This window comes from Variovorax sp. FW305-3-2-15-B-LB1, assembly GCF_058787635.1.
This window is the reverse complement of record NZ_JBYSZY010000002.1, coordinates 1-21,997: the sequence shown is the minus strand read 5'-3', so window position 1 is coordinate 21,997 and position 21,997 is coordinate 1. Positions and strand designations below refer to the sequence as shown.

Sequence of the window (21,997 nt, the reverse complement as noted above, 5' to 3'; positions counted from 1 at the left end):
CACACGCACTTGAAGAAACCGTTCTAAGCTGCAGTTGTTGTTTGGAATTTTGTTTTTTGGAGTTCAAGCTGGCCATGACGCTCTCGCCCACTGTCGACTCACGCTCCCTTCGCGCCGCGCGCCAGGCACGCGCCGCCCTCAGCCGCGCTTCCCGCCGCGCCGTTGTGGCCGCCGCCGTCGCGCTGGGCGCCACCTTCCTCATGGGCACCAACGCCTTTGCCGCGCCCGCCGTGGGCCAGCAGGCGCCCGACTTCGTGGCCGTCGACACCACCGGCGCCAAGCACAAGCTGTCTGATTTCGCGGGCAAGTTCGTGGTGCTCGAATGGACCAACCCCGGCTGCCCCTTCGTGCGCAAGCACTACGGCAGCGGCAACATGCCGGCCACGCAGAAGGCCGCCACCGACAAGGGCGTGGTCTGGCTCGCGATCAACTCCACCGAGCGCGCCGCCAGCGACTACCTGAAGGCCGACGCGCTCGACGCCTGGATGAAGTCGCAAAAGGCCGCGCCCACCGCCGTGCTGATGGACGAAGACGGCGTGATCGGCCAGGTCTACGGCGCGCGCACCACGCCCCACATCTTCATCATCGACCCCAAGGGCACGCTGGTGTATGCCGGCGGCATCGACAGCATCGCCTCGGCGCGCGTGGATGACATCAAGACCGCCACCAACTACGTGAACCAGGCGCTGGGCGAAGTGACCGGCGGAAAACCGGTGTCGATGGCGAGCACGCGGCCTTACGGGTGCTCGATCAAGTACAAGAGTTGATGCGTGTGCACGCGTCGCCCACTGCGCGGCGCGCTGCATTGACAGCTACCTGACTCCCCCCGTCAGGTGCAGGTCGGGAACCCCGACCTACCCTTGGGCCCACAACACCGCCCCAGGGGACACACCATGACTTCCGCGCCTGCCAACGCGCATTCCTCCTCGAAATTCGCCACCGTCCTGCGCGTGACCGGCGGCAACTTCATGGAGATGTTCGACTTCTTCCTGTTCGGCTTCTACGCCACGCAGATCTCGAAGGCCTTCTTCCCCGCCGGCAACGAGTTCGCGTCGCTGATGCTGACCTTCATGACCTTCGGCGCGGGCTTCCTGATGCGGCCGCTGGGCGCCATCTTTCTCGGTGCGTACGTCGACCGCGTGGGCCGCCGCCAGGGGCTGATCGTCACGCTCGCGCTGATGGCCGTCGGCACGCTGCTCATCGCCTGCGTGCCGAGCTACGCGACCACCGGCGTGATCGCGCCGCTGCTGGTGCTGGTGGGACGGCTGCTGCAGGGCTTCTCGGCCGGCGTGGAACTGGGCGGCGTGTCGGTGTACCTGTCGGAAATGGCCACGCCGGGCCGCAAGGGCTTCTACGTGAGCTGGCAGTCGGCCAGCCAGCAGGTGGCCATCGTCGTGGCCGCCGCACTGGGCTACTGGCTCAACGTGACCTTCACCCCCCAGGAGATCGGCGACTTCTACTGGCGCATTCCCTTCTTCGTCGGCTGCCTGATCGTGCCGGTGCTGTTCATCATCCGCCGCTCGCTGCAGGAGACCGAGGAGTTCATGGCGCGCAAGCACCGCCCCGACGCGCGCGAGATCTTCCGCTCGATGGTGGCCAACTGGGGCCTCGTGGTCGCCGGGATGATGCTGGTGTCGATGACCACCGTGTCGTTCTACCTGATCACCGTCTACACGCCCACCTTCGGCAAGGCCGTGCTGCACCTGAGCACGACCGACGCGCTCATCGTCACGCTGTGCGTGGCCATTTCCAACTTCTTCTGGCTGCCGGTCATGGGCTCGCTGTCGGACCGCGTGGGGCGCAAGCCGCTGCTCGTGCTGTTCACCGTGCTGACCATCCTCACGGCCTACCCGTCGCTCAAGTGGCTGGTCGGCGCGCCGAGCTTCGCGCGCATGCTCGAGGTGGAGCTGTGGCTGTCGTTCCTGTACGCCAGCTACAACGGCGCGATGGTGGTGGCGCTCACCGAGGTGATGCCGGTCAGCGTGCGCACCGCGGGCTTTTCGCTGGCCTACAGCCTCGCCACGGCCCTGTTCGGCGGCTTCACGCCGGCCATTGCCACGGGCCTGATCGAGATGACCGGCGACAAGGGCGCGCCCGGCCTGTGGATGACGGCCGCCGCGGCCTGCGGGCTGGTTGCGACGCTCGTGCTGTACCGCCGCAACGTCGACCCGGCCGACGCGGGCCGCGTGCCCGTCGTCTGAGAAGGTGTGAACCGCGGGCATTGACCCAGCGCGCACCGGCCGTTGACCGGGAGCGCACCGCCCCTGCCGCCCCGGGTGGAAGTACCGATGATGGCGCGCGCCGACCTGCCTATCCTGCACCAGCGCTTCCGGCGCCCCCTGGGAACCACGGCATGAACGCACACCACTTCAGCACCCGGCTCGAACACCCGGCCGACCGGCAGGCCTGCTGGGGCCGCATCAACGAGTCGTACTTCGGCGCGCTGCGCGTGCAGTGCCTCGACCCCGGCCCGTTCGACGCACGCATGGACGCCTACGAACTCGGCCCCCTGGGCATGTTCATGATCGAGGCGCCCTCGCACCGCGTGGCGCGGCCCGACACGCACCGCGAGATCGCGCTCGACGAGCACTACAAGCTGGTGCTGCAGCTGGAAGGCCACGGCCACATCTCGCAGCGCGACCGCGAGTTCCACCTGCACCCGGGCGACTGGAGCCTGTACGACCCGCGCGTGCCCTATGCCATCACCAACCCCGAGCGCTCGCGCCTGCTGGCCATCACGATCCCGCGCCAGCAGTTCAAGGGCATGAAGATGCCCGACCTGCACACCTGCGAAGCCCACACGCCGGCCATGCAGGGGCTGTACGCGGTGCTCGGTTCGTTCCTCACCTCGCTGGCCGACCAGCTGCCGTCCCTGCCCAACGCCGTCGGCCGCTCGGTCAGCGACACCGTGCTGGGCCTGCTGGCCTCCACGCTCGCCACGCACGCCGACGAGCAGTTCGGCGCACAGCCGCTGCCCGGCGTGCTGAAGGCGCGCGTGAAGCAGTTCGTGCACGCGCACCTGGCCGACCCGGCCCTGTCGCTGGACCTCATCGCGCAGCAGCTGCGCTGCTCCAAGCGCTACCTGCACCGCGTGTTCGAGGACGAAGACCAGACGCTCGACCGCTTCATCTGGCAGATGCGCCTGGAGCGCTGCAGCGAAGCTCTGCGCCAGGCCGCGGGCGGCCGCGCCTCGGTGTCGGAGATCGCCTTCGCCTGGGGCTTCAACAGCAGTGCGCACTTCTGCCGCGTGTTCAAGGCGCAGTACGGCGTGTCGCCGCGCGAGTTCCAGCGGCGCGAGGCGCAGCGGGCGATGTCGCCGGCGCTCACACACTAGGCGACCCCCTTCAAGGGCTGCCCACGATCCCCGACACGTCGACGATGTACATCTGCCGCTGCGATTCGTGCACGGAGTCGATGCACACCTGCAGCCCGTCGCGGCGCCAGCGCGGGTGCAGGTCGCACCGGTTCTCCTTGCTCAGCGCCGGCGAGGCGTAGAAGCTGCCCAGGTCGTGGCGCCGGCCGGTGGCCATGTCGAACAGGAACAGCACGCGCTCGTGCGTGCGTGCGTCGGGGTAGGTGTCGCTCAGCAGCCAGCGTGTGTTCACCGGCGAGAAGGTCATGTGGCCGTTCTCCACCAGCACGCCGTCGCCGATCACGCGGACCTCGCCGCCCACGCGGTCGTGGTACAGGTGGTAGTGGATCTTTCCGGCGTGCGGGCCCCACACGATGATGTGTTCGTCGTCCTGCCACAGCGGGTGCGAGATCTGGTACTCGGACTTCTCGTAGTCGAAGGTGCCCACGGCCGTCGGGTCGAAGTCATCCGCCAGCTGCGGCAGCGGATGGTCGGAGCACTCCAGCAGGCGCAGGTCGGAGCCGTCGGGGTTCATCGTGAGCAGGCGGTGCAGGAAGCAGGTCTCGTCCTCGACGCGCTCGGTCCAGCGGTGCAGGAACAGCACGCGCGACGACGACGGGTTGACCTCGATGTGGCTCACCCAGTGGATCGCCTTGTCCATCGACGCGCGCGGATGAAACCGGCGCAGGTCCTGGTAGCTCAGCAGCAGCCGCGCCGTGCCGGTGGCCAGGTCGGTCGCGTGGATGCCGTCGTCGGCCGGTGCCAGCGGCAGCTCGAACGGCCCGCCGGCTTCGCTGTAGCCGATGGTGCGGTGCGTGATGTACAGGCGCCGGTAGTCCACGCTCAAGGCCCAGCGGCTGTCGGGCGCCACCACGTAGATCGGCAACGGCAGCAGGCGTTTCGCGCCGGTGTCGACGTCGAGCACCGTGGCGCCGAAGCCGGGGTAGAACGCATCGGCATCGCCGGTGCGGCTGTTGTAGACCAGCTGGCGCCCCGGCGCGCCGTCGAGCCACTGCAGCTGGCTGCCCATCTGCCAGTTCCACGCGGTGGTGTCGCCGACCGCGTGGAAGCGGTCGTTGTCCTGCAGGTCGAAGTAGCCGATGCGTGCTGCCGCCGTCGGCGTGAGTTCGGCGTCCATCCAGGGCACCTGCTGCGCCAGCAGGTAGCGCCCGCTGCGGTCCCAGGCGCTCTTGTTGTAGTAGCCGAAGAAATGGTGCTGCGCGCCATCGCCCACGCGGCGGCAGGGTGCCGGCGCGAGGCGGGGTTGCTCGGGAAGTGGGTTCGACGACATCGGGCTCACTCCGCGGCAATGCGGCCTTGCTGGATCACCTTGTCCCAGCGCAGCTTCTCGGCGGCGATGAAGCGCGTCGCGGCGTCGCGCGTGTTCGCCACCGGCGTCATGCCCTGCTCCGACAGCCCCTGGCGGAACTCCGGCGCGGCGACGATCTTGCGGATGTCGGCATTGAGCTTGTCGGCGATGGCGTCGGGCACCTTGGCGCTCACCGCCACCGTGGTCCACGAGGTGGCCTCGAAGGCCGGGAAGCCGGACTCGATCGCGGTCGGCACCTCGGGCAGCGCCGGCAGGCGGGTCTTGCCGGTCACGGCCAGCGCCTTGAGCTTGCCGCCGCGGATGTGGGCCAGCGTGGTCGGCGGGTTCTCGAACATCAGCTGGATCTGCCCCGCCAGCAGGTCGTTCAGCGCGGCCGTGCTGCCCTTGTAGGGCACGTGCACGAGCGGTGCATTGGCCGTGAGCTTGAACAGCTCGCCGATCATGTGCACCGACGAGCCCACGCCGGCCGAGCCGAAGTTGATGGTGTCCGGCTGCTTGCGCGCCAGCGCCACCAGCTGCTTCAGGTCGTTGGCGGGCAGCGCGGGATTGGCGACCACGACGTGCGGCATCTCAGCCAGCACCGTGACCACCTTCAAGTCGGTCGCGGGGTCGTAGCTCAGCTTCTTGAACACGCCGTAGGTCGCGTGCAGCCCGATCGAGCCGAGCAGCAGCGTGTAGCCGTCGGCCGGTGCATCGGCCACGAACTTGCCGCCGATGTGCCCGCCGGCGCCGGGCTTGTTGTCGACCACCACGGACTGCTTGTACAGCTTGCCCAGCCGGTCGGCCAGCATGCGGGCCTGCACGTCGGAGCTGCCGCCGGCGGTGAAGGGCACCACGAGCCGGATCATCCGGTCGGGGTAGGCCTGCGGCTGCGATGCCTGCGACGTCGAAGCGACGCCCAGGGCCAGTGCGAGAAGGCCGAGGCCGGCGGCCCTGCGGGGCCATTGCTGTGTCATGCGTCTTCCTTGCTGTGCGCCGCGACGGCGCGATGGAGGGGGTGGATAGGGCGCAGTCTAGGAACGCAGCATCATTCTGAAAAATTCATTTTCATTCACAGGCTATGCAGAAAAGATATGCCATGCTTTCTGCCTTGTACCGTGCAGCCCCAGGAGCCCCCGCATGTCGCGCCCGTTGAACTTCCGCCAGATCGAGGCCTTTCGCGCCGTGATGCAGACCGGCACCACCACCGCCGCGGCGGCCCTGCTGCACACCACGCAGCCCTCCGTGAGCCGCCTGCTCTCGCAGATCCAGCATGCCACCGGGCTCAAGCTGTTCGACATCCACAAGGGACGGCTGCGCCCCACGCACGAGGCGCGCCAGCTGTTCGACACCGTGCAGCGCCACTTCCTGGGCCTGGACCGCATCGAGCAGAGCGTGGCGGTGCTGCGCAAGTCGGGCGCGGGCTCGTTGCGCGTGGGCTGCACGCCGGCGCTCGGGCTCGGTGTGATGCCGCAAGTGATCCATGCCTTCTCGCGGCTGCACCCCGAGGTGCACGTCAACCTGCAGACCGTCGGCACGCACGCCTTGCGCGAGGGCCTGCTCTACGGCCTGTACGACGTCGCGCTCAGCACCGCCGCCTTCCACGACCCGCAGCTCGACGCGGTCAGCCTGCACAAGGCCAGCGCGGTGTGCGTCGTGCATCCCGGGCATGCGCTGGCGCACCGCGACGCCGTCCACGTGCGCGACCTGAAGCAGCAGGTGCTGCTCACGCTGAATGCCGACGACGAGATCCACCAGCAGTTCCAGCGCACGCTGCAGCAGCACCGCATCGAATGCGCCGCCACGGTCGAGACCACCTACTCGGTCACCATCTGCATGATGGCGGCGCAGGGCACCGGCGTCGGCATCGTCAACCCCTACGTGGCTTCCGTGTTCGCGCGCGACCTGAAGATCCTGCCGCTGTCGCCGCGCTGCCCGGTGGAGGTGTCGATGGCCTTCTCGCCGCAGTCGGCGCCTTCGGCCATCGCCGAGGAGTTCACCGCGCGGCTGCGCGACTACTTCCAGGCCTTCGTGATGCCCACCGCACGGAAGGCGCAGAAGGAGCGCGCCTAGGCCGCCGCGAGATAGCTGCTGTGCAGGATCTCCGGCCGGCTGCGCAGTTCTTCCGACGAGCCCGCGAACGCCATGCGCCCGCGCTCCAGCACATAGGCACGGCTCGACACGGCCAGCGCCACCGTCGTGAACTGCTCGATCAGCAGCACGCCCACACCCTCGCGCGCGACCTGCTGCACCACCTCGACCAGCCGCTTCACCACCGCGGGCGCGAGCCCCAGTGAGAGTTCGTCGATCGCGAGGTAGCGCGGCTTGCCGATGAGCGCCTGCGCGATGCAGACCATCTGCTTCTGTCCACCCGACAGCGAACGCGCGGGCAGCGCGAGCTTCACGCGCAGCTCGGGGAACACGCCGAGCACACGCTCGACCGCATCGGCCACCGTGGCCGCGGGCAGCGCGGTCGCGGCGGCGCGCAGGTTGTCCAGCACCGACAGCTCGCCGAGCACGCGATGCCCCTCGGGCACCACCGCCACGCCCAGCGCGCGCACGCGCTCGGGCCGCTGGCCGTGCAGTGCGTGGCCCTCGACCTCGATGCGCCCGCCCGCGAGCGGCAGCACGCCGCCGATGGCCATCACGGTGCTCGACTTGCCCGCGCCGTTGGCGCCCAGCAGCGCCGTCACCTCGCCCGGCGGCACCTGCAGGTCGATGCCGTGCAGCACGGCCTTGCCGCCGCGCTGCAGGCGCAGATCCGTCACGTTCAGCATGGGGTGGTCACTCCGTTCCCAGGTAGGCCTTGCGCACGGCCGGGTCGTCGAGCACCTCGCGCGTCGGACCGAGCGCGAGGCGGCGGCCGAAGTCGAGCACCAGGGTCTGCGTGCAGGTCGCGGCGATCAGGTCGACGTCGTGGTCGATGAGCAGCACCTGCGCGCCGCAGAAGGCATGCACCGCACCGATCGTGCGGCGCAGCACGCCGGCTTCCTGCTCGGTGAGGCCGGCGCCGGGCTCGTCAAGCAGCAGCAGCTTGGGCGCGCCGACCAGCGATTTCGCAAGCTCGAGCATGCGGCGCTGGAACAGGTTGAGGCGGTGCCCCATGACGGTCGCCACGTCGAGCAGGCCCGTGTGCGACAGCGCGCGCGCCACCTGCGATGTTGCTTCGCCGCGCGCATGCGGCACGTGGTCGAGCAGCGCGCGCACGTTGTCCCACACGCTGAGGTCTTCCACCACCTGCTCGGTCTGGAACGAGCGGCGCAGGCCGAAGCGCACGCGCGCGATGGGCTTCAGGCCCAGCAGGTCGGCGCCGTCCACCGCCACGCGGCCGGCACTCGGCGACACGAGGCCGCTGAGCACGTTGACCAGCGTGGTCTTGCCCGCGCCGTTCGGCCCGATGAGGCCGCACACGGGCGCATCGAGCTGCGCCGTGAGCGCGTCGATGGCCTTGACGCCGCCGAAGGCGACGGTGAGATCGTCGATGCGGATCATGGCGCGGCGTCCTTGTCCTTCGGCGAAGCGAAGCGTCTTCGCACCGCCTCGAACGCGCCCATCAGCTGCCCCGCGATGCCGCTCGGCGCGGTGATGAGCGCATGCAGCAGCGCCACGCCGAAGAAGATCATCGCGAGGTAGCCGTTGACGCCGAAGTCGGTCAGCAGCGCCGGCACCGCGCGCAGCAGCAAGCCTGCGATGAGCGCGCCGGCCCAGTGGTACACGCCGCCCACCACCGCGAGCGCGAACAGCATCACCGATTCGCCGGCCGTGAAGGCGCGCCCGTCGAGCTGCCCCACGCCGCCCGCGAGCAGCGCGCCGGCCACGCCCGCGCAGAAGCCCGCGAGCCCGAAGGCCCAGGTCTGGTAACGCAGGATGTTCACGCCGGCCGCCACGGCCGCCGCCTCGCCGCGCCGGATCAGCGCCCACGAGCGGCCCGCGCGCGTGCGCCGGTGCAGCTCGATCAGCGCCAGCACCGCCGCCAGCCACACGGCCACGTAGCGGAAGTACGCGGCGTCGGACAGCGCCAGCGCGGGGCGCGGCATCATCAGCCGCTCGCTGCCGAACACGCGGCCCAGCCAGCCCGCGCCGCCATCGGGAAAGCCCGTCACGTTGACGACCACCTGGAAGCCGCCCGCCATCATCATCGTGACGAGCGCCAGGTACAGCCCCTTGAGCCGCAGCGCCGGCAGCCCCGCGAGCATGCCCACGACGCAGGACAGCAGCCCGCCCGCGAGCACCGACAGCTCGAAGGGCCAGCCCAGCCCGTGCCCCGCGCGCAGCGCGACCCAGCCGCCCGCGCCGAGCAGCGCGTACTGGCACAGCGACACCAGCCCGAGCTGGCCATACAGCAGCGCCACGCCCGCCGCGGCGACCGACAGCGCGAGCGACGAGGTGAGCGTCTTGATCCAGTACGCGTTCGCGAACCACGGCACGGCCCAGCCGATCAGCAGCACGCAGACCACCATCAAGATGAGCGAGCGGCGGGCGCGGCGCGTGGCCTGCGCCAGCGCGGCGGGTGCTGCGTCGGACGCGGGCAGGGTGCCTTCGAGGATCGACGCGTTCATGCCGACCGCGTCCCCGCGCGGTAGAAGACGATCATCGCCAGCGCGATGAGGAACGGCGTGGCCGTGCGAAAGGCCGCGAAGCCCGGCACCGTGATCGCCAGCGCCTCCAGCACGCCGATGGCGATGCCGCCCGCCACGGTGGCCGGCAGCGAATGCAGGCGGCCGATGATGGCGGCGGCAAAGGCCGGAATCACCAGAAAGGTCAGGAGCGTGGCCTGCAGCCGCACGATGTTGGCCAGCAGCAGCCCGCACACGCCCGCGAAGGCGCCGCTCAATATCCACGCCACCGTGTCGACGCCGAGCACGCGGATGCCGAGCAGCGCGCTCAGGTCGCGGTCGTTGGCCAGCGCGCGCATCTTCAGCCCCACGCGCGTCTTCGACAGAAGCAGGCCGACGCCGCCCATCATCAGCACCGCCAGCGCCAGGCCGAGCGCGCGCGTGTGCGTGAGCCGCACCTCGACCTCGCCCAAGACGAACTCGAGCGCGCCGCCGTCGGTCGGCAGCACGAGACGGCGCGGCTGCTCGCCCCAAGTCCATTCGGTGAAACCCACCACCACGAGCGCGAAGCCCAGCGTGGCGATGCTGCGGATGGTCGGGTCGCGGTGCGACAGGCGCGGCGCCAGCAGGCGCCCGTAGGCCAGCGACAGCGCCATGGCCGCGAGCACCGCCGCGCACCACGCCAGGCCCTGCGGCCAGTCGGCTTCGAGCAGCGTCCAGGCCACATAGGCACCGAGCGCGCCGATGGCGCCGAAGGCGAAGTTCAGCACGCCCGACGAGCGATAGAGCACCACCAGCCCCACGCCCGAGAGCGCGTACACCGCGCCCAGGCCCAGGCCCGAGATGACGAAAGGCAGGTAGTCCTCCATGGCCCGGCGCGCTTACTTCAGGCCCATCTTCTGCTCGTCGGCACGGATGTCGACCAGCTCCGGGTCGTCCGCCGTGAGGCAGCCGCCGGGCGCAAAGCGCCAGCCGTTGCCGTCGGGACTGGCCATGGGGCCGCTGTTGTTGGCGTTGTGGCGGTTGCCGCTGCCCACGTAGAAGGGCTTGCAGAGAATGTCGCTGCGGAAGTCGCTCACCTTGCGCAGCGCATCGGTCACGCCGGCGCGGTCGATCTTCTTCGGGTCCATCTTCAGCATCGCCTGCGTGGCCAGGCGCGCGGCCAGGTAGCCGGCCTGCGAGAAGGTGTCGCGCGGGTCGCTCTTGGCACCGTGCTTGTCCATCACGGCCAGCCAGTTCTTGTTGTCGGGCCCGGCCGATTCGAGCGGGTTGAACTCGAGGTTGACGTCGAAGTTGCCCTTCCAGTACGGCCCGATGGCCTTGGGCACGTCGACGTTGTAGGCCGGTGCGGCCGACACGAAGTGGATCTTCCTGCCCAGGTTCTGCTGCTCGGCCGCGGCCAGCATCGGCACGAGGATGCCCTTGGGCACGTTCATGATGATGGTGTCGGGCTTCTTCGCGGCGGCCTGCAGCATGGTCGAGGTGGCGTCGGCCGAGCCGGGGTCGATGGTGAGGGTCTCGACCGTCACGCCGTTCTTCCTGCCCCATTCCTTGGGCCCCTCGCAGGCCCAGTTGCCCAGGCTCGGGATGTTCGGAATGATGCAGACCATCTTCTTGGCCTTGTACTTCTGCGCAGCGTACATCGCGGCGATGGTGGCCGACACGCGCGGCCCGGCGTTCACCGGCACGTAGTTGCGCGCGTTGAAGCACTCGCGCGGCACGCCGGTGCCGGCGATGACCATCACGCCCTCGTCGGCGTACATCTTGGCGTTGGCACCGCACTCCACGAAGCTGGTGCTGCCCACGAGCGCGACCACCTTGCGGTCCTTCACGAGCTTGGAGGCCACCTGCGCGGCCGTCTCGGGGTTCCACTGGTCGTCGAGCACGAGGTAGTCGACCGGCCGGCCATGGATGCCGCCGTTGGCGTTGACGCACTTGAAGTACGCAGCCGCCGCCTGGCCCGAGGCGCTGAAGTCGTCGGGGCCGGTCTTGCCGACCACGGCGCCGATGGGAATGGGCTCGCCCGTGGCGGGCTTGCCGGTGTTGAGGCCGCAGTCGGGACCCGCCTGCGCCCAGGCGCCGCTGAAGCCAGCGAGGCCCAGCGCGCCCGCAACGGCCGACAGCGCGATTCGTCTTTTGCTTTGCATGAGGTGTCTCCTTCTTTCTGGGTGATCGAAACCGGGGGCGGGGCTACACCGCCATGCACACGCTCTTGAGTTCGGTGAAGCTCTCCACCGCCGCGCGCCCCAGGTCGCGCCCGCTGCCCGACTGCTTCACGCCGCCCAGCGGCAGCGCGTTGTCGAGCACGTTGTGCGCGTTGACCCAGACCACGCCCGCCTGCAGGCGCGGCACGATGCGGTGCACGGCCGAGAGGTCGTTCGACCAGACGCTGGCCGCCAGGCCGTAGGCGCTGTCGTTGGCCAGGCGCACCGCATCGTCCACGTCGTCGAAAGGCACGACCGTCGCGACCGGGCCGAACACCTCTTCGCGCGCGATGCGCATCGACGGCTGCGCGTCGACGAACACGGTGGGCTGCACGAAGCAGCCGCCGTCGAAAGCCTGGCGCCCGCCCGTGACCAGCGTGGCGCCCTCGGCCACGGCGCCGTCGATGTGCGCCATCACGCGCGCCAGGTGGCGCTTGGACACGAGCGGCCCGAACTGCGCCTTCGGGTCGAAGCCCGAGCCGATGTGCAGGCCCTCGGCGGCCTGCGCGAGCCGGCGCACCACCTCGTCGAACAGGTTGCGCTGTACGTACACGCGAGAGCCTGCCGTGCACACCTGGCCCTGGTGAAAGAAGATGCCGTTGGCCGCGCCCTGCGCCGCCGCCACCGGGTCGGCGTCGCCCAGCACGATGAGCGGCGACTTGCCGCCCAGCTCGAGCGTGAAGCGCGCCATGCTGTCGACCGCCGCGTGGCCGATGTGACGGCCCACCGCCGTCGAACCGGTGAAGCTGATCTTGCGGACGTCCGGGTGCGCGGCCAGCGCCGCGCCGGCCGTGGCGCCGCGCCCGCACACCACATTCAGCGCGCCCGGCGGAAAGCCCGCCTCCAGCGCCAGCTCGGCCAGCCGCAGCGCGGTGAGCGGCGTTTCTTCGGACGGCTTGAGCACCACGGTGCAGCCGGCCGCCAGCGCCGGCGCCACCTTCCACAGCGCGATGGCGAGCGGGAAGTTCCACGGCACGATGGCCGCGACCACGCCCACCGGCTCGCGCCGCGTGTACGTGACCCACTGCGCGCCGGGGATGCCGATGGAGTTGTCGAGCGTCTGGCCTTCGAGCTTGGTGGCCCAGCCCGCCATGTAGCGCACGAACTCCGCGCCCGCGCCCACGTCGACCATGCGCGCGATGCCGCGCAGCTTGCCGCTTTGCAGGGTTTCGAGCGCGCTGAGTTCGTCGGCGTGCGACTCGATGAGCGTCGAGAGCGTGTACAGCATGCGCTCGCGGTCGGCCGGGCGCAGCGACTTCCAGGCGGCGCTCTCGAAGGTGCGGCGCGCGCCGGCGACGGCGGCGTGCACGTCGTCCGCGTCGCTGTCGGGCGCCTCGGCCACGGTCATCTCGGTGGCCGGGTCGACCACCGGCAGGTACTGCCCGTTGCGGGGCACGACCTCGTGGCCGTCGATGTGGTTGCCGCGGCGGCGCTGCGCCAGCAGGCCCACCTGGCCGAGGTGTTCGATCGACAGGTCGCGCAGATTCATGGGCGGGCTCCGGGAAGGGATGCGAGGGATGCGAAAGAAAGCGGCGTCACGGCTGCATGGCGCGCGCGACGAGCAGCGTGTCGGTGAACTGCTCGAAGCGCTGCACCTTTCCGCCCTGCACCTGCCACACATGCGTGACGCGGGCCTGCATCGGCTTGCCCGTGGTGCGGTGGCGCGCGTGGTAGTCGCCGATGCCGACCACGGTGTCGCCGCCGTCGACCAGCCGCTCGAGCACGAAGCGGTAGCCCTCCCACTCGGCGCCGAGCACCTGGAAGACCTTCTCGACCACCTGCGCGGGGCCGACGTGCGTGCCGGCGCAGGGAAAGCCGGCCATCTCGGTCCACTGCACGTCATTGGCCACGTCGGCGAACATCGCGGCGAGGTCGTGGCGGTCGGAGGCGGCGTAGTGGTCGGCCACGATCTGGTAAGGGGTGCGCATGAAAAAAGCTCCTGGACAACGGTGAGGTCAGACGGGCCCGAACTCGGGCGGGTAGAAGGTCTGCGAGGCCTTGCGCATGAAGGCGCCAGCGGGGTTGTTGGCGATCGCGCCGGTGCCGGTGAGCCCGAGGAACTTGCCGGTCGAGCGACCGTTCGCGAAGTCGAAGAAGAACACCGACGCGACCGGGATCAAAAACTCGCGGAAGGTGAAGACGTACTGGTCGTCGTCGAACTTCCAGTAGCTCGCGAGGTCGACGTCGCCGTGGCCACGCTGCACGCCCACCAGGCACTGCCAGGCGTAGCGCTCGGCGCTCAGGTAGGTGTGCTCGTAGGTGTGGTTGGGGCTGTAGGTCTGCCAGGTGCGCAGGCCGATGAGGTCGCGCGTGGCGTGCGGTGCGCTGCCAGTGGCAGTGCCGCCTTCGAGCGTGCCGGGCCAGAAGTCCTGCGGCACGCGCGGCTGGCCCGCGGCCTCGTCGGCGCCGACGATGCGGCAGCGGATGGCGAGCACGCGGCGCGTGCGCGTGTTGAGGACCACGGTCAGCGCCTCGCTCGGGCGGCTGGCCTGCGTGATGTCGAGGAAGAAGGTGTCGGGCGCGACCTCGATGGCCTCGTACCAGTCGCCCTGGCCTTCGCCCCCGCGTGCGCCGTCTTCATGCCAGTCGAGCGTGTGCTGCGCGCGCGGCTGCAGCGTGAGCTGGAAGCCGGGCAGCGCGAGCCGCAGCGTCTGGCCGGCGAGTGCGTCGGTGGCGGGCAGGCGGTTGGTTGCGATGCCGAGGGCGAACTGGTCGTAGGTCTTCCAGTCGGCGGGCTTGGTGGTGTCGGTGCTCATGGCGTCTTTCCTTCTTCAGGCGTCGTGCGCGAAAGCGATGGTGGGCAGGTCGACCGCGGACGCGCCGCCATCGACCATCAGCGAGCTGCCGCTGACCATCGCGGCCAGCGGCGAGGCGAGGAACAGCACGGCGTTCGCCACGTCGTCGGGGCTGGCGGCGCGGCCCATGGGCACGTCGCGCGTGACGAGGTCGTAGGCCGCATCGGTGTTCGGCAGGTGGTGCTTGTCGACGAGCACCTGCATCTGCTCGTCGGCCATCTCGGTGCGCACCCAGCCGGGGCACACGGCGTTCACGCGCACGCCCTGCTGGCCGTAGTCACGCGCCAGCGAACGCACGAGGCCGATGAGCGCGTGCTTCATGGTCACGTAGCCGACCACGCCCGGCCCCGCGAAGTGGCCCGCGAGCGACGAGAGCACGACGATGTTGCCGCGCCGCGCGATGAGCTCGGGCAGCAGCTCGCGTGCGCAGACGAAGGCGGTGTCGAGGTTCAGGCGCGTGGACAGCGCCCACGAGGCGTCGTCGGTCGAAAGCGCATCGCCCACGCCGTGGCCGCCCGCGTTGGCGACCAGCACGTCGACGCCGCCGAAGCGTTCGCGTGCGGCGGTCAGGGCGCGCTGCACATCGGCAGTGTTCGCTGCGTCGCCCGCCACCGCGAGCCCGCCGAGCTTCGACGCCACCGCTTCGAGCTGCGCGAGGCGGCGCCCCATCAGCACCACGCGGCCGCCCGCCGCGACGAACTGCGCGGCCACCGCCGCACCGATGCCGGTGCCGCCGCCGGTGATGAAGGCGACCTTGCCGGCCATGGAATTCGGGGAACTCATTCGCTGTGTCTCCTGGTTGGGAAGGACTCTAGGTTTCAGTGCGCTTCGGCGATTGACCGACCGTGCAATCTCAGTTGCCTGACAGCGCGAAGTCGGCGCAGCGCTCGGCCAGCATCACGGTCGGCGCGTTGGTGTTGCCGCTGACGAGCGAAGGCATCACCGAGGCATCGCACACGCGCAGCCTGGCCACGCCGTGCACGCGCATGCGCGCATCGACCACGGCCATGGCGTCGCGGCCCATGCGGCAGGTGCCGCTCGGGTGGTAGACGGTCTTGGCGCGCTCGCGCACGTAGGCCTCGAGGGCCTCGTCGGACATGTCGTCGGCGGCCGACGGCGCCAGCTCTTCGGACACCACCTCGCGCAGCGCCGGCGCGCGCAGGATGCGGCGCGCCAGCTTCACGCCGCGCACCAGCGTGTCGACGTCGGCCTGCGCCTGCAGGTAGCCGCCGTCGAACAGGATCGGCGCCATCGGGTCGGCGCTGCGCAGTGCCACGCGCCCGCGCGACTGCGGGCGCAGGAAGCAGGGATTGATCGACAGGCCGTGGCCGGCCAGCGGTTCGCGGTCGACGTCGCCCACGAGCACGGGCAGCACGTGGAACTGCAGGTCGGGCCGGCCTTCGCCGGTGGTGTCGACGAAGCCCCCGCTCTCGACCACGTTCGAGGTGAGCAGGCCGGAGCCGAACATCATCCATTGCAGGCCGTGCTTCAGCGCCGCCAGGCCGCGGTCGTTGCCCAGCAGGCTCACGGGCTCGCGCGTGCGGCCGTAGACCGACACCTCCAGGTGGTCCTGGAAGTTCTCGCCCACGCCGGGCAGGTCTTTCACCACCGGCAGGCCCAGCGCCTGCAACTGCGCGCCGGGGCCGATGCCCGACAGCAGCAGGAGCTTGGGCGAGGCGAGCGCGCCAGCCGAGAGGATCACTTCGTCGCGCGCGGTGGCCACCACCTCTTCGCCGCTGCCGTTGCGGCCCGTGCGGTAGACCACGCCGGTCGCCGCACCATCCTGCGTGAGCACGCGCAGCACGTGCGCGCCCGTCACCACGGTGAGCTTCGGGTCGTCGCGCACGGCCGCGAGGTAGGTGGCGGCGGTGCTGGCGCGCCGGCCTTCGAAGGTGGTGGTCTGGTAGAAGCCCACGCCGGCCTGGGCGGCGCCGTTGAAGTCGTCGTTGTAGGCAAGGCCGCTTTGCTGCGCGGCGCGCAGGAAGGCCAGGCTCAGCGGATGGCGAAAGCGCGTGTCGCTCACCTTCAGCGGCCCGTTCGTGCCGTGCAGCTCGCAGGCGAAGCGCGCGTTGCCCTCGGCCTTGCGGAACCACGGCAGCACGTCGCGCCAGCCCCAGCCTTCGCAGCCCTGCGCCTCCCAGCCGTCGTAGTCGGCCGGCGTGCCGCGCACGTAGACCATGGCATTGATCGAGCTGCCGCCGCCCAGCGTGCGGCCTTGCGGCACGAACATCTTGCGGCCGGCGGCGGCGGGCTGCGGCTCGCTCTCGTAGGCCCAGGTGCGCTCGGTGCCGATCACGCGCACGAAGGTGGCGGGCATGTGGATGAAGCGGTCGTCGTCGGGCGGGCCCGCCTCCAGCAGCAGCACGCGGCGCCCGGCGCGCACCAGCCGGTGCGCCAGCACGCAGCCGGCCGAGCCGGCGCCCACCACCACCACATCGAAAACCTGCTGCGCCATGTCTGTTCCAGACCGAAGTTGTTGTCGGGAACGGATGCTCGCGGCTGGCGCGCGCCCTGGCGCATCGGGGCGGGTTGATGCAACGCAAAGTGCGCTGTCGGTCAACTGACGGCGAACGCGGGGGGCCCTGCGACAATCGGGCCATGCCTTTCGCCCCTTTGCAAAACGACACCTTCCTGCGGGCCTGCTGGCGCCAGGCCACCGATCACACGCCCGTCTGGCTCATGCGCCAGGCCGGCCGCTACCTGCCTGAATACGTTGCCACGCGCGCCAAGGCCGGCAGCTTCATGGGGCTGGCCACCAACACCGACTACGCCACCGAGGTCACGCTGCAGCCGCTGGCGCGCTACCCGCTGGACGCGGCCATCCTCTTTTCGGACATCCTCACCGTGCCCGACGCGATGGGCCTGGGCCTGTCGTTCGAGGCCGGCGAAGGCCCGCGCTTTGCGCGCCCGGTGCGCGACGAAGCGGCCGTGGCCGCGCTCGAAGTGCCCGACATGGACAAGCTGCGCTATGTGTTCGACGCCGTGGGCTCGATCCGCAAGGCGCTGAACGGCCGCGTACCGCTGATCGGCTTCTCGGGCAGCCCGTGGACGCTGGCCTGCTACATGGTCGAAGGCGCGGGCTCGAGCGACTACCGCCTCGTGAAGAGCATGCTGTACGGCCGCCCCGACCTGATGCACCGCGTGCTCGCGGTCAATGCCGATTCCGTGGCCGCCTACCTCAACGCCCAGATCGACGCCGGCGCGCAGGCCGTGATGATCTTCGACAGCTGGGGCGGCGTGCTCGCCGACGGCGCCTTCCACGAATTCAGCCTGGCCTACACCGCGCGCGTGCTCGCCGGCCTGAAGCGCCACGGCCCCGACGGCCAGCCGGTGCCGCGCATCGTCTTCACCAAGGGCGGCGGCCTGTGGCTGGGCGCCATGCGCGCGCTCGACTGCGAAGTGCTCGGCGTCGACTGGACCGTCAACCTGGCCGCCGCGCGCCGCCTCGTGGCCGAAGGCACCGAGGACAAGGCCAAGGCGATCCAGGGCAACATCGACCCGAACGTGCTGTTCGCCCCGCCCGCGGCCATCGAGGCCGAGGTCGGCAAGGTGCTGCAGGCCTTCGGCAAGCCCCACACCGACCGCACCACGGCGGGCCCGACGCACATCTTCAACCTGGGCCACGGCATCAGCCAGTTCACGCCGCCCGACCACGTCGCGGCGCTGGTCCAGGCGGTGCACGACCAGTCGCGCGCGCTGCGCACTTGAGCTAACAAATGTGAACTGCCGACCGCCCGGTTGGCAGACTCAGCGCCCCCTGAAAGCCAGTCGCCCGGCGTTTGTCAAGCCCTAAAACGGCCCCGGACGCCCGACTTATGCACAAAACGCGTGTTGCACTGCGCAAGATTATCTGAGGGGGCATTGGTTCTGCTCCTAAACCAATAGCGACGCTAAGTGGTTGATTTATATAGGTTTTGATTTTTGCTTTTTTTACAGGCATTCCAGCGGAAGCCTTGAAAATCAAGGCTTCGGCGACTATCCAGCCGTCTTGTCAACAAAGTTATCCACAGAAACTCTGGATGACCGCCAAAGCGCTGTGAAATCAACAACTTAAGCGGTCTTGCTCCAAAACGCATTAACAAACCTTGCCAAAAAGGACGCCCAGCCCCTCCGCCGAATCGCTGCCCGAAGCCGGCGCGCCGACGGTCACATCCGCCACAAACGTCTCCTACCCCTGGCGACTCGACATCGCGGTGCAGACGCCCGCGCATGCCGCGCTGGGTGACCTGCTGAGCTACGCCGGCGCCGAGCCGCTGGTGCCGGGCACGCTGGTGCGGGTGCCGCTGGGCAAGCGCGAGGTGCTGGGCGTGGTCTGGAACGAGCCGACCTCGCTGGAGGGCGCCGAGCCCGACATGGCGCTCAAACCCGTGGGCGCGGCGCTCGACGCGCTGGCGCCGCTGGGCGAGGCCTGGCGCGACCTGGTGGCGTTTGCCGGGCGCTACTACCAGCGCTCGATCGGCGAAATCGCGCTGGCCGCCCTGCCGCCGCAGCTGCGCGACCTGAGCACGACGCAGCTGGCGCGCCGCCTCAAGCGCAAGACCACGGCCGGGCCGGTGGCCGAAACCGCCGAATCCGCGAACCTGATTGCTCTCTCCGACGAACAGTCGGCCGCGCTGGCCCGCATCGAGGCCGGCACCGGCACCTTCCTGCTGGTGGGCAGCACGGGCAGCGGCAAGACCGAGGTCTACCTGCGCTGCGTGGCCGACCTGCTGGCGCGCGACCCCGAAGCGCAGGCGCTGGTGATGGTGCCCGAGATCAACCTCACGCCGCAGCTCGAGGCCCGCTTCAAGGCGCGCTTCGGCGACGAGGCCGTGGTGTCGCTGCACAGCGGCATGACGAACCCGCAGCGGCTGGCGAGCTGGCTGGCGGCGCACAGCGGCGCCGCGCGCATCGTGCTGGGCACGCGCATGGCGGTGTTCGCGTCGATCCCGGGGCTGAAGCTCATCGTGGTCGACGAGGAGCATGACCCGAGCTACAAGCAGCAGGAAGGCGCGCGCTACTCGGCGCGCGACCTCGCCGTGTGGCGCGGCCAGCGCGAAAAGGCCAAGGTGATCCTGGGCTCGGCCACGCCCTCGCTCGAGAGCTGGCACCAGAGCCGCCCGCCCGAGGGCGACGACCCAGGCGGGCGCTACGTGCGACTGGCCATGCCTTCGCGCATCGGCGCGGGCGCGCTGCCGGCGGTGCGGCTGGTGGACATGAACCTGCAGCCGCCGAAGACGGTGATCTCGGGCGCGCTGCTCGACGCCATCGGCCAGCGCATCGCGCGCGGCGAGCAGAGCATGATCTTCCTGAACCGGCGCGGCTATGCGCCGGTGCTGGCCTGCGGCGACTGCGGCTGGAAGAGCGAATGCCCGCACTGCAGCGCCTACCGCGTGTTCCACAAGATCGACCGCACGCTGCGCTGCCACCACTGCGGTTTCACCGAGCGCGTGCCGCGCGCCTGCCCGGCCTGCGGCAACCCCGACATCGCGCCCGTGGGCCGCGGCACCGAGCGGCTCGAGGAGCACCTGGCCGAGCTGTTCGCCGGCGTGAAACATGCGGACGGCAGCGCGGTGCGCATCGCGCGCATCGACGCCGACAGCACCAAGAAGCAAGGCGCGCTCGAATCGCAACTGGCCGCCGTGCATGCGGGTGAGGTCGACGTGCTCGTCGGCACGCAGATGATCGCCAAGGGCCACGACTTCCGCCGCATCACGCTGGTGGCCGCGGTGAACCCCGACGGTGCGCTGTTCTCCAGCGACTTCCGCGCGCCCGAGCGCTTGTTCAGCCTGTTGATGCAGTCGGCCGGCCGCGCGGGCCGCGACGCTGCCTACCTCGCAGCGCAAGGCGCCAAGGCCGAGATGTGGATCCAGACGCACCATGCGCCGCACCCGCTGTTCGCGGCGCTGCGCCGGCACGACTACGAAGCCTTCGCCAAGCAGCAGCTCGAAGAACGCCAGGCCGCCGCCATGCCGCCCTTCGCGTTCCAGGCGCTGGTGCGCGCCGACGCGCGCGAGCAGGCGGTGGCGCAGGGCTTCCTGAACCTCGCGGCCGACCAGGCCGAGGCGCTGCCCGGCGCCGACCTGGTCACGCGCTACCCGGCGGTGCCGCTGGCGATCCAACGCGTGGCGAACGTGGAGCGCGCGCAGATGCTCATCGAAAGCCCCTCACGCGCCGCGCTGCAGCGCCTGCTGGCCGCCTGGCAGCCGCTGCTGCACGAACTGCGGCGCACGCCCGAGGGCAAGGGCGTGATCCGCTGGCTGGTGGACGTGGACCCGCACAGCATCTGAGCGCGGCGCGCGTGCCTGCGCCTGCTTCAGCGCGGACGCAGGATGCGGTTGCGCAGGCCTTCGGGCTTGTGCAGCAAGGGCGCGGCGGGGCCGGCGACGGCTCGCTTGGCGAGGCGCCCGGCCGGTGCGACGGGGCAGGCCCCCGAGACCTGGTGCGCCAGTGCGGCGGCCAGGCGCGCCTCCTGCGGATCGCCGAGCGCACGGCTGAAATCGTCGGGCACGAAGCAGGTGGGCGTAATGCCATCGGGGTAGTCGCCGAAGCCCTTGGCGTTCACGCCCTGGAACTGCACGCTGAAGTAGGTGGTGCCGCAGTTGTCCTCGGGATAGAAGCCGTAGGGCTTGCCGCAGGTGGTGTCGCCGATCTGGACCACGTCGATGTCGATGCCGCGCAGGCCGTTGATGAACGCCTCGCTGGCCGAGCAGGTGTCGGGGCCCGTGAGCACGTAGACGCGTCGCAGGTCGAGGCTGGGCAGCGGAAGGGGCGGGTCGATGGGAGAAAGAAAGCCCAGGGTGGTGGCCCAGAACGGCGTGGGCGCGAGCGTGTTGCCAGTTACCGGATCGCGCTCGGTGTGCTTGTTGTTGAACCGCACGGTCTCGAAGGTCTTGCCGCGCGTCTGCGTCTCGCCGGCGACCATGAAGCCCAGTTGACTGGCCAGGTCCAGATAGCCGCCGCCGTTGTAGCGCAGGTCGACGACCAGCTCGGTGGCCCGCTGCGCGCGCAGCCACTCCATGGCGGCCTTCAGTTGCAGTTCCGCCGTGCCGATGTGGTCGTTGAATTGCAGGTAGCCAACCGTGCGGCCCGCGTTCGGGAGCGTCTTGACGTTCTGGACGGGGGTCGAGATCACCGGCGCCGCCGTCAGCGTGATGTCGCGCGGGGTGTTGCTGCCCGCGTCGACGACGGTGAACCGCGTGGACGTCCCCGGTGCAGCGCCAAAGAGCGCCGCGTTGATGACATCGACGCCTTCCTGCGTGGGGTCGTTCACGAAATCGACGCCGTTGACCCCGAGCACCCGGGCGCCGCGCGGCAGGCCGGCGCCCGTCGTGGCCGCGGGAGAGCCGGGCTCCACGTACGCCACGCGCAGATCGCGCGGCGGGGAGAGGGCAAAGAAAGCCCACTGCGCGCCGTATCCGACGGACGAGCCGGCGCCCGAGAGCGCATTCCACTCCTCGGTGGTGTAGGTGAAATGGAACTGGTCCTTGTCCCTGCCCGACGGCGTCACGGCGTGGGTCTTGAGCAGGTCGAAATAGTCGGCCGTGGCGTAGCGCGCGGGGTCCAGGTCCGGCACCTCGTCGTACCAGAGGTAGGTGTCGTTGATCCACGCGCGCAGCCAGTTGTTCTCGTCGAGCGTGCGACCGGCCTTGTCGGTGAACGGCTTGCCGTCGTAGCCCGTGCCGGTGCGCGGCGCCGCGCAGCGGTCCTTGTAGAGGCTCGCGGTCCGGAACACGCCCTCGACCCAGGGCGCGTTGCGCAAGGCATCGCCGTCGTCGGGCACGTCGGGCGGCGTCGTGGGT

The 21,997-nt window shown here is 70.1% G+C and carries 18 protein-coding genes and 1 pseudogene; 6 read left to right on the top strand and 13 right to left on the bottom strand.

Going from position 1 to position 21,997, the window contains the following annotated elements; translation table 11 throughout:
• The first annotated feature begins 74 nt into the window (after positions 1-74).
• From AC3WQR_RS01630 to AC3WQR_RS01620, 3 genes are all read left to right on the top strand, one after another.
• Positions 75-767: a redoxin domain-containing protein gene (locus tag AC3WQR_RS01630; RefSeq protein ID WP_174250269.1), complete on the top strand. Its 693-nt coding sequence runs from the start codon at positions 75-77 to the stop codon at positions 765-767.
• Between the two features lie 126 nt (positions 768-893).
• The gene (locus tag AC3WQR_RS01625) at positions 894-2,201 is read left to right on the top strand and encodes an MFS transporter (RefSeq protein WP_492740958.1); all 1,308 of its coding nucleotides are present in this window, start codon (positions 894-896) and stop codon (positions 2,199-2,201) included.
• Positions 2,202-2,353: 152 nt separating this feature from the next.
• The gene (locus AC3WQR_RS01620) at positions 2,354-3,334 is read left to right on the top strand and encodes an AraC-like ligand-binding domain-containing protein (RefSeq protein WP_095743481.1); all 981 of its coding nucleotides are present in this window, start codon (positions 2,354-2,356) and stop codon (positions 3,332-3,334) included.
• 10 nt (positions 3,335-3,344) lie between these two features.
• On the opposite strand, the gene AC3WQR_RS01615 is transcribed toward AC3WQR_RS01620, so the two are convergent.
• Together AC3WQR_RS01615 and AC3WQR_RS01610 are read right to left on the bottom strand one after the other, a co-directional pair.
• Complete coding sequence (locus tag AC3WQR_RS01615; RefSeq protein WP_492740957.1) at positions 3,345-4,643, bottom strand: hypothetical protein; 1,299 nt, start codon at positions 4,641-4,643, stop codon at positions 3,345-3,347.
• Positions 4,644-4,648: 5 nt separating this feature from the next.
• Positions 4,649-5,638, bottom strand: coding sequence for a tripartite tricarboxylate transporter substrate binding protein (locus tag AC3WQR_RS01610; RefSeq protein WP_492740956.1), 990 nt, complete (start codon positions 5,636-5,638; stop codon positions 4,649-4,651).
• Between the two features lie 163 nt (positions 5,639-5,801).
• On the opposite strand from AC3WQR_RS01610, the gene AC3WQR_RS01605 reads away from it, so the two are divergent.
• Positions 5,802-6,734, top strand: a complete 933-nt coding sequence (locus AC3WQR_RS01605; RefSeq protein ID WP_369631123.1) for a LysR substrate-binding domain-containing protein — start codon at positions 5,802-5,804, stop codon at positions 6,732-6,734.
• On the opposite strand, the gene AC3WQR_RS01600 is transcribed toward AC3WQR_RS01605, so the two are convergent.
• From AC3WQR_RS01600 to AC3WQR_RS01555, 10 genes and pseudogenes are all read right to left on the bottom strand, one after another.
• Positions 6,731-7,438 carry an ABC transporter ATP-binding protein gene (locus AC3WQR_RS01600; protein WP_307582755.1) on the bottom strand — a complete coding sequence of 236 codons (708 nt, stop codon included), beginning with the start codon at positions 7,436-7,438 and terminating at the stop codon, positions 6,731-6,733. The genes AC3WQR_RS01605 and AC3WQR_RS01600 overlap by 4 nt on opposite strands.
• Before the next feature lie 7 nt (positions 7,439-7,445).
• Positions 7,446-8,153, bottom strand: coding sequence for an ABC transporter ATP-binding protein (locus AC3WQR_RS01595; protein ID WP_489060911.1), 708 nt, complete (start codon positions 8,151-8,153; stop codon positions 7,446-7,448).
• Positions 8,150-9,220, bottom strand: coding sequence for a branched-chain amino acid ABC transporter permease (locus AC3WQR_RS01590; RefSeq protein ID WP_492740955.1), 1,071 nt, complete (start codon positions 9,218-9,220; stop codon positions 8,150-8,152). The genes AC3WQR_RS01595 and AC3WQR_RS01590 overlap by 4 nt, the downstream gene beginning before the upstream one ends.
• A complete protein-coding gene (locus AC3WQR_RS01585; protein ID WP_062476232.1) occupies positions 9,217-10,086 on the bottom strand; it encodes a branched-chain amino acid ABC transporter permease in 870 nt (289 codons plus the stop codon). The genes AC3WQR_RS01590 and AC3WQR_RS01585 overlap by 4 nt, the downstream gene beginning before the upstream one ends.
• A gap of 12 nt (positions 10,087-10,098) precedes the next feature.
• Positions 10,099-11,364, bottom strand: a complete 1,266-nt coding sequence (locus AC3WQR_RS01580) for an ABC transporter substrate-binding protein (protein WP_492740954.1) — start codon at positions 11,362-11,364, stop codon at positions 10,099-10,101.
• Between the two features lie 43 nt (positions 11,365-11,407).
• Complete coding sequence (locus AC3WQR_RS01575) at positions 11,408-12,910, bottom strand: aldehyde dehydrogenase family protein (protein ID WP_139701525.1); 1,503 nt, start codon at positions 12,908-12,910, stop codon at positions 11,408-11,410.
• Positions 12,911-12,956: 46 nt separating this feature from the next.
• Complete coding sequence (locus AC3WQR_RS01570; RefSeq protein WP_095743473.1) at positions 12,957-13,349, bottom strand: nuclear transport factor 2 family protein; 393 nt, start codon at positions 13,347-13,349, stop codon at positions 12,957-12,959.
• Between the two features lie 27 nt (positions 13,350-13,376).
• Entirely contained in the window at positions 13,377-14,177 is an 801-nt protein-coding gene (locus AC3WQR_RS01565) for a MoaF C-terminal domain-containing protein (RefSeq protein ID WP_492740953.1), read from the bottom strand.
• A gap of 15 nt (positions 14,178-14,192) precedes the next feature.
• The gene (locus AC3WQR_RS01560) at positions 14,193-14,999 is read right to left on the bottom strand and encodes an SDR family NAD(P)-dependent oxidoreductase (RefSeq protein WP_492732716.1); all 807 of its coding nucleotides are present in this window, start codon (positions 14,997-14,999) and stop codon (positions 14,193-14,195) included.
• A gap of 79 nt (positions 15,000-15,078) precedes the next feature.
• Positions 15,079-16,671: pseudogene (locus AC3WQR_RS01555) on the bottom strand (GMC family oxidoreductase); the annotation flags it as partial.
• 143 nt (positions 16,672-16,814) lie between these two features.
• On the opposite strand from AC3WQR_RS01555, the gene hemE reads away from it, so the two are divergent.
• Together hemE and priA are read left to right on the top strand one after the other, a co-directional pair.
• Positions 16,815-17,924: a uroporphyrinogen decarboxylase gene (gene hemE, locus AC3WQR_RS01550; RefSeq protein WP_447740826.1), complete on the top strand. Its 1,110-nt coding sequence runs from the start codon at positions 16,815-16,817 to the stop codon at positions 17,922-17,924.
• A gap of 413 nt (positions 17,925-18,337) precedes the next feature.
• A complete protein-coding gene (gene priA, locus AC3WQR_RS01545; RefSeq protein WP_492732737.1) occupies positions 18,338-20,485 on the top strand; it encodes a replication restart helicase PriA in 2,148 nt (715 codons plus the stop codon).
• 26 nt (positions 20,486-20,511) lie between these two features.
• Here priA and AC3WQR_RS01540 read toward each other — a convergent pair.
• Positions 20,512-21,997, bottom strand: a 1,486-nt coding sequence (locus AC3WQR_RS01540) for a S41 family peptidase (protein ID WP_492740952.1), incomplete at its 5' end; no start/stop codon positions are given.

Coding starts and splice junctions, on each gene's coding strand:
- AC3WQR_RS01630 (WP_174250269.1), top strand. CDS start 75: ATGACGCTCTCGCCCACTGTCGACTCACGCTCCCTTCGCGCCGCGCGC.
- AC3WQR_RS01625 (WP_492740958.1), top strand. CDS start 894: ATGACTTCCGCGCCTGCCAACGCGCATTCCTCCTCGAAATTCGCCACC.
- AC3WQR_RS01620 (WP_095743481.1), top strand. CDS start 2,354: ATGAACGCACACCACTTCAGCACCCGGCTCGAACACCCGGCCGACCGG.
- AC3WQR_RS01615 (WP_492740957.1), bottom strand. CDS start 4,643: ATGTCGTCGAACCCACTTCCCGAGCAACCCCGCCTCGCGCCGGCACCC.
- AC3WQR_RS01610 (WP_492740956.1), bottom strand. CDS start 5,638: ATGACACAGCAATGGCCCCGCAGGGCCGCCGGCCTCGGCCTTCTCGCA.
- AC3WQR_RS01605 (WP_369631123.1), top strand. CDS start 5,802: ATGTCGCGCCCGTTGAACTTCCGCCAGATCGAGGCCTTTCGCGCCGTG.
- AC3WQR_RS01600 (WP_307582755.1), bottom strand. CDS start 7,438: ATGCTGAACGTGACGGATCTGCGCCTGCAGCGCGGCGGCAAGGCCGTG.
- AC3WQR_RS01595 (WP_489060911.1), bottom strand. CDS start 8,153: ATGATCCGCATCGACGATCTCACCGTCGCCTTCGGCGGCGTCAAGGCC.
- AC3WQR_RS01590 (WP_492740955.1), bottom strand. CDS start 9,220: ATGAACGCGTCGATCCTCGAAGGCACCCTGCCCGCGTCCGACGCAGCA.
- AC3WQR_RS01585 (WP_062476232.1), bottom strand. CDS start 10,086: ATGGAGGACTACCTGCCTTTCGTCATCTCGGGCCTGGGCCTGGGCGCG.
- AC3WQR_RS01580 (WP_492740954.1), bottom strand. CDS start 11,364: ATGCAAAGCAAAAGACGAATCGCGCTGTCGGCCGTTGCGGGCGCGCTG.
- AC3WQR_RS01575 (WP_139701525.1), bottom strand. CDS start 12,910: ATGAATCTGCGCGACCTGTCGATCGAACACCTCGGCCAGGTGGGCCTG.
- AC3WQR_RS01570 (WP_095743473.1), bottom strand. CDS start 13,349: ATGCGCACCCCTTACCAGATCGTGGCCGACCACTACGCCGCCTCCGAC.
- AC3WQR_RS01565 (WP_492740953.1), bottom strand. CDS start 14,177: ATGAGCACCGACACCACCAAGCCCGCCGACTGGAAGACCTACGACCAG.
- AC3WQR_RS01560 (WP_492732716.1), bottom strand. CDS start 14,999: ATGAGTTCCCCGAATTCCATGGCCGGCAAGGTCGCCTTCATCACCGGC.
- hemE (WP_447740826.1), top strand. CDS start 16,815: ATGCCTTTCGCCCCTTTGCAAAACGACACCTTCCTGCGGGCCTGCTGG.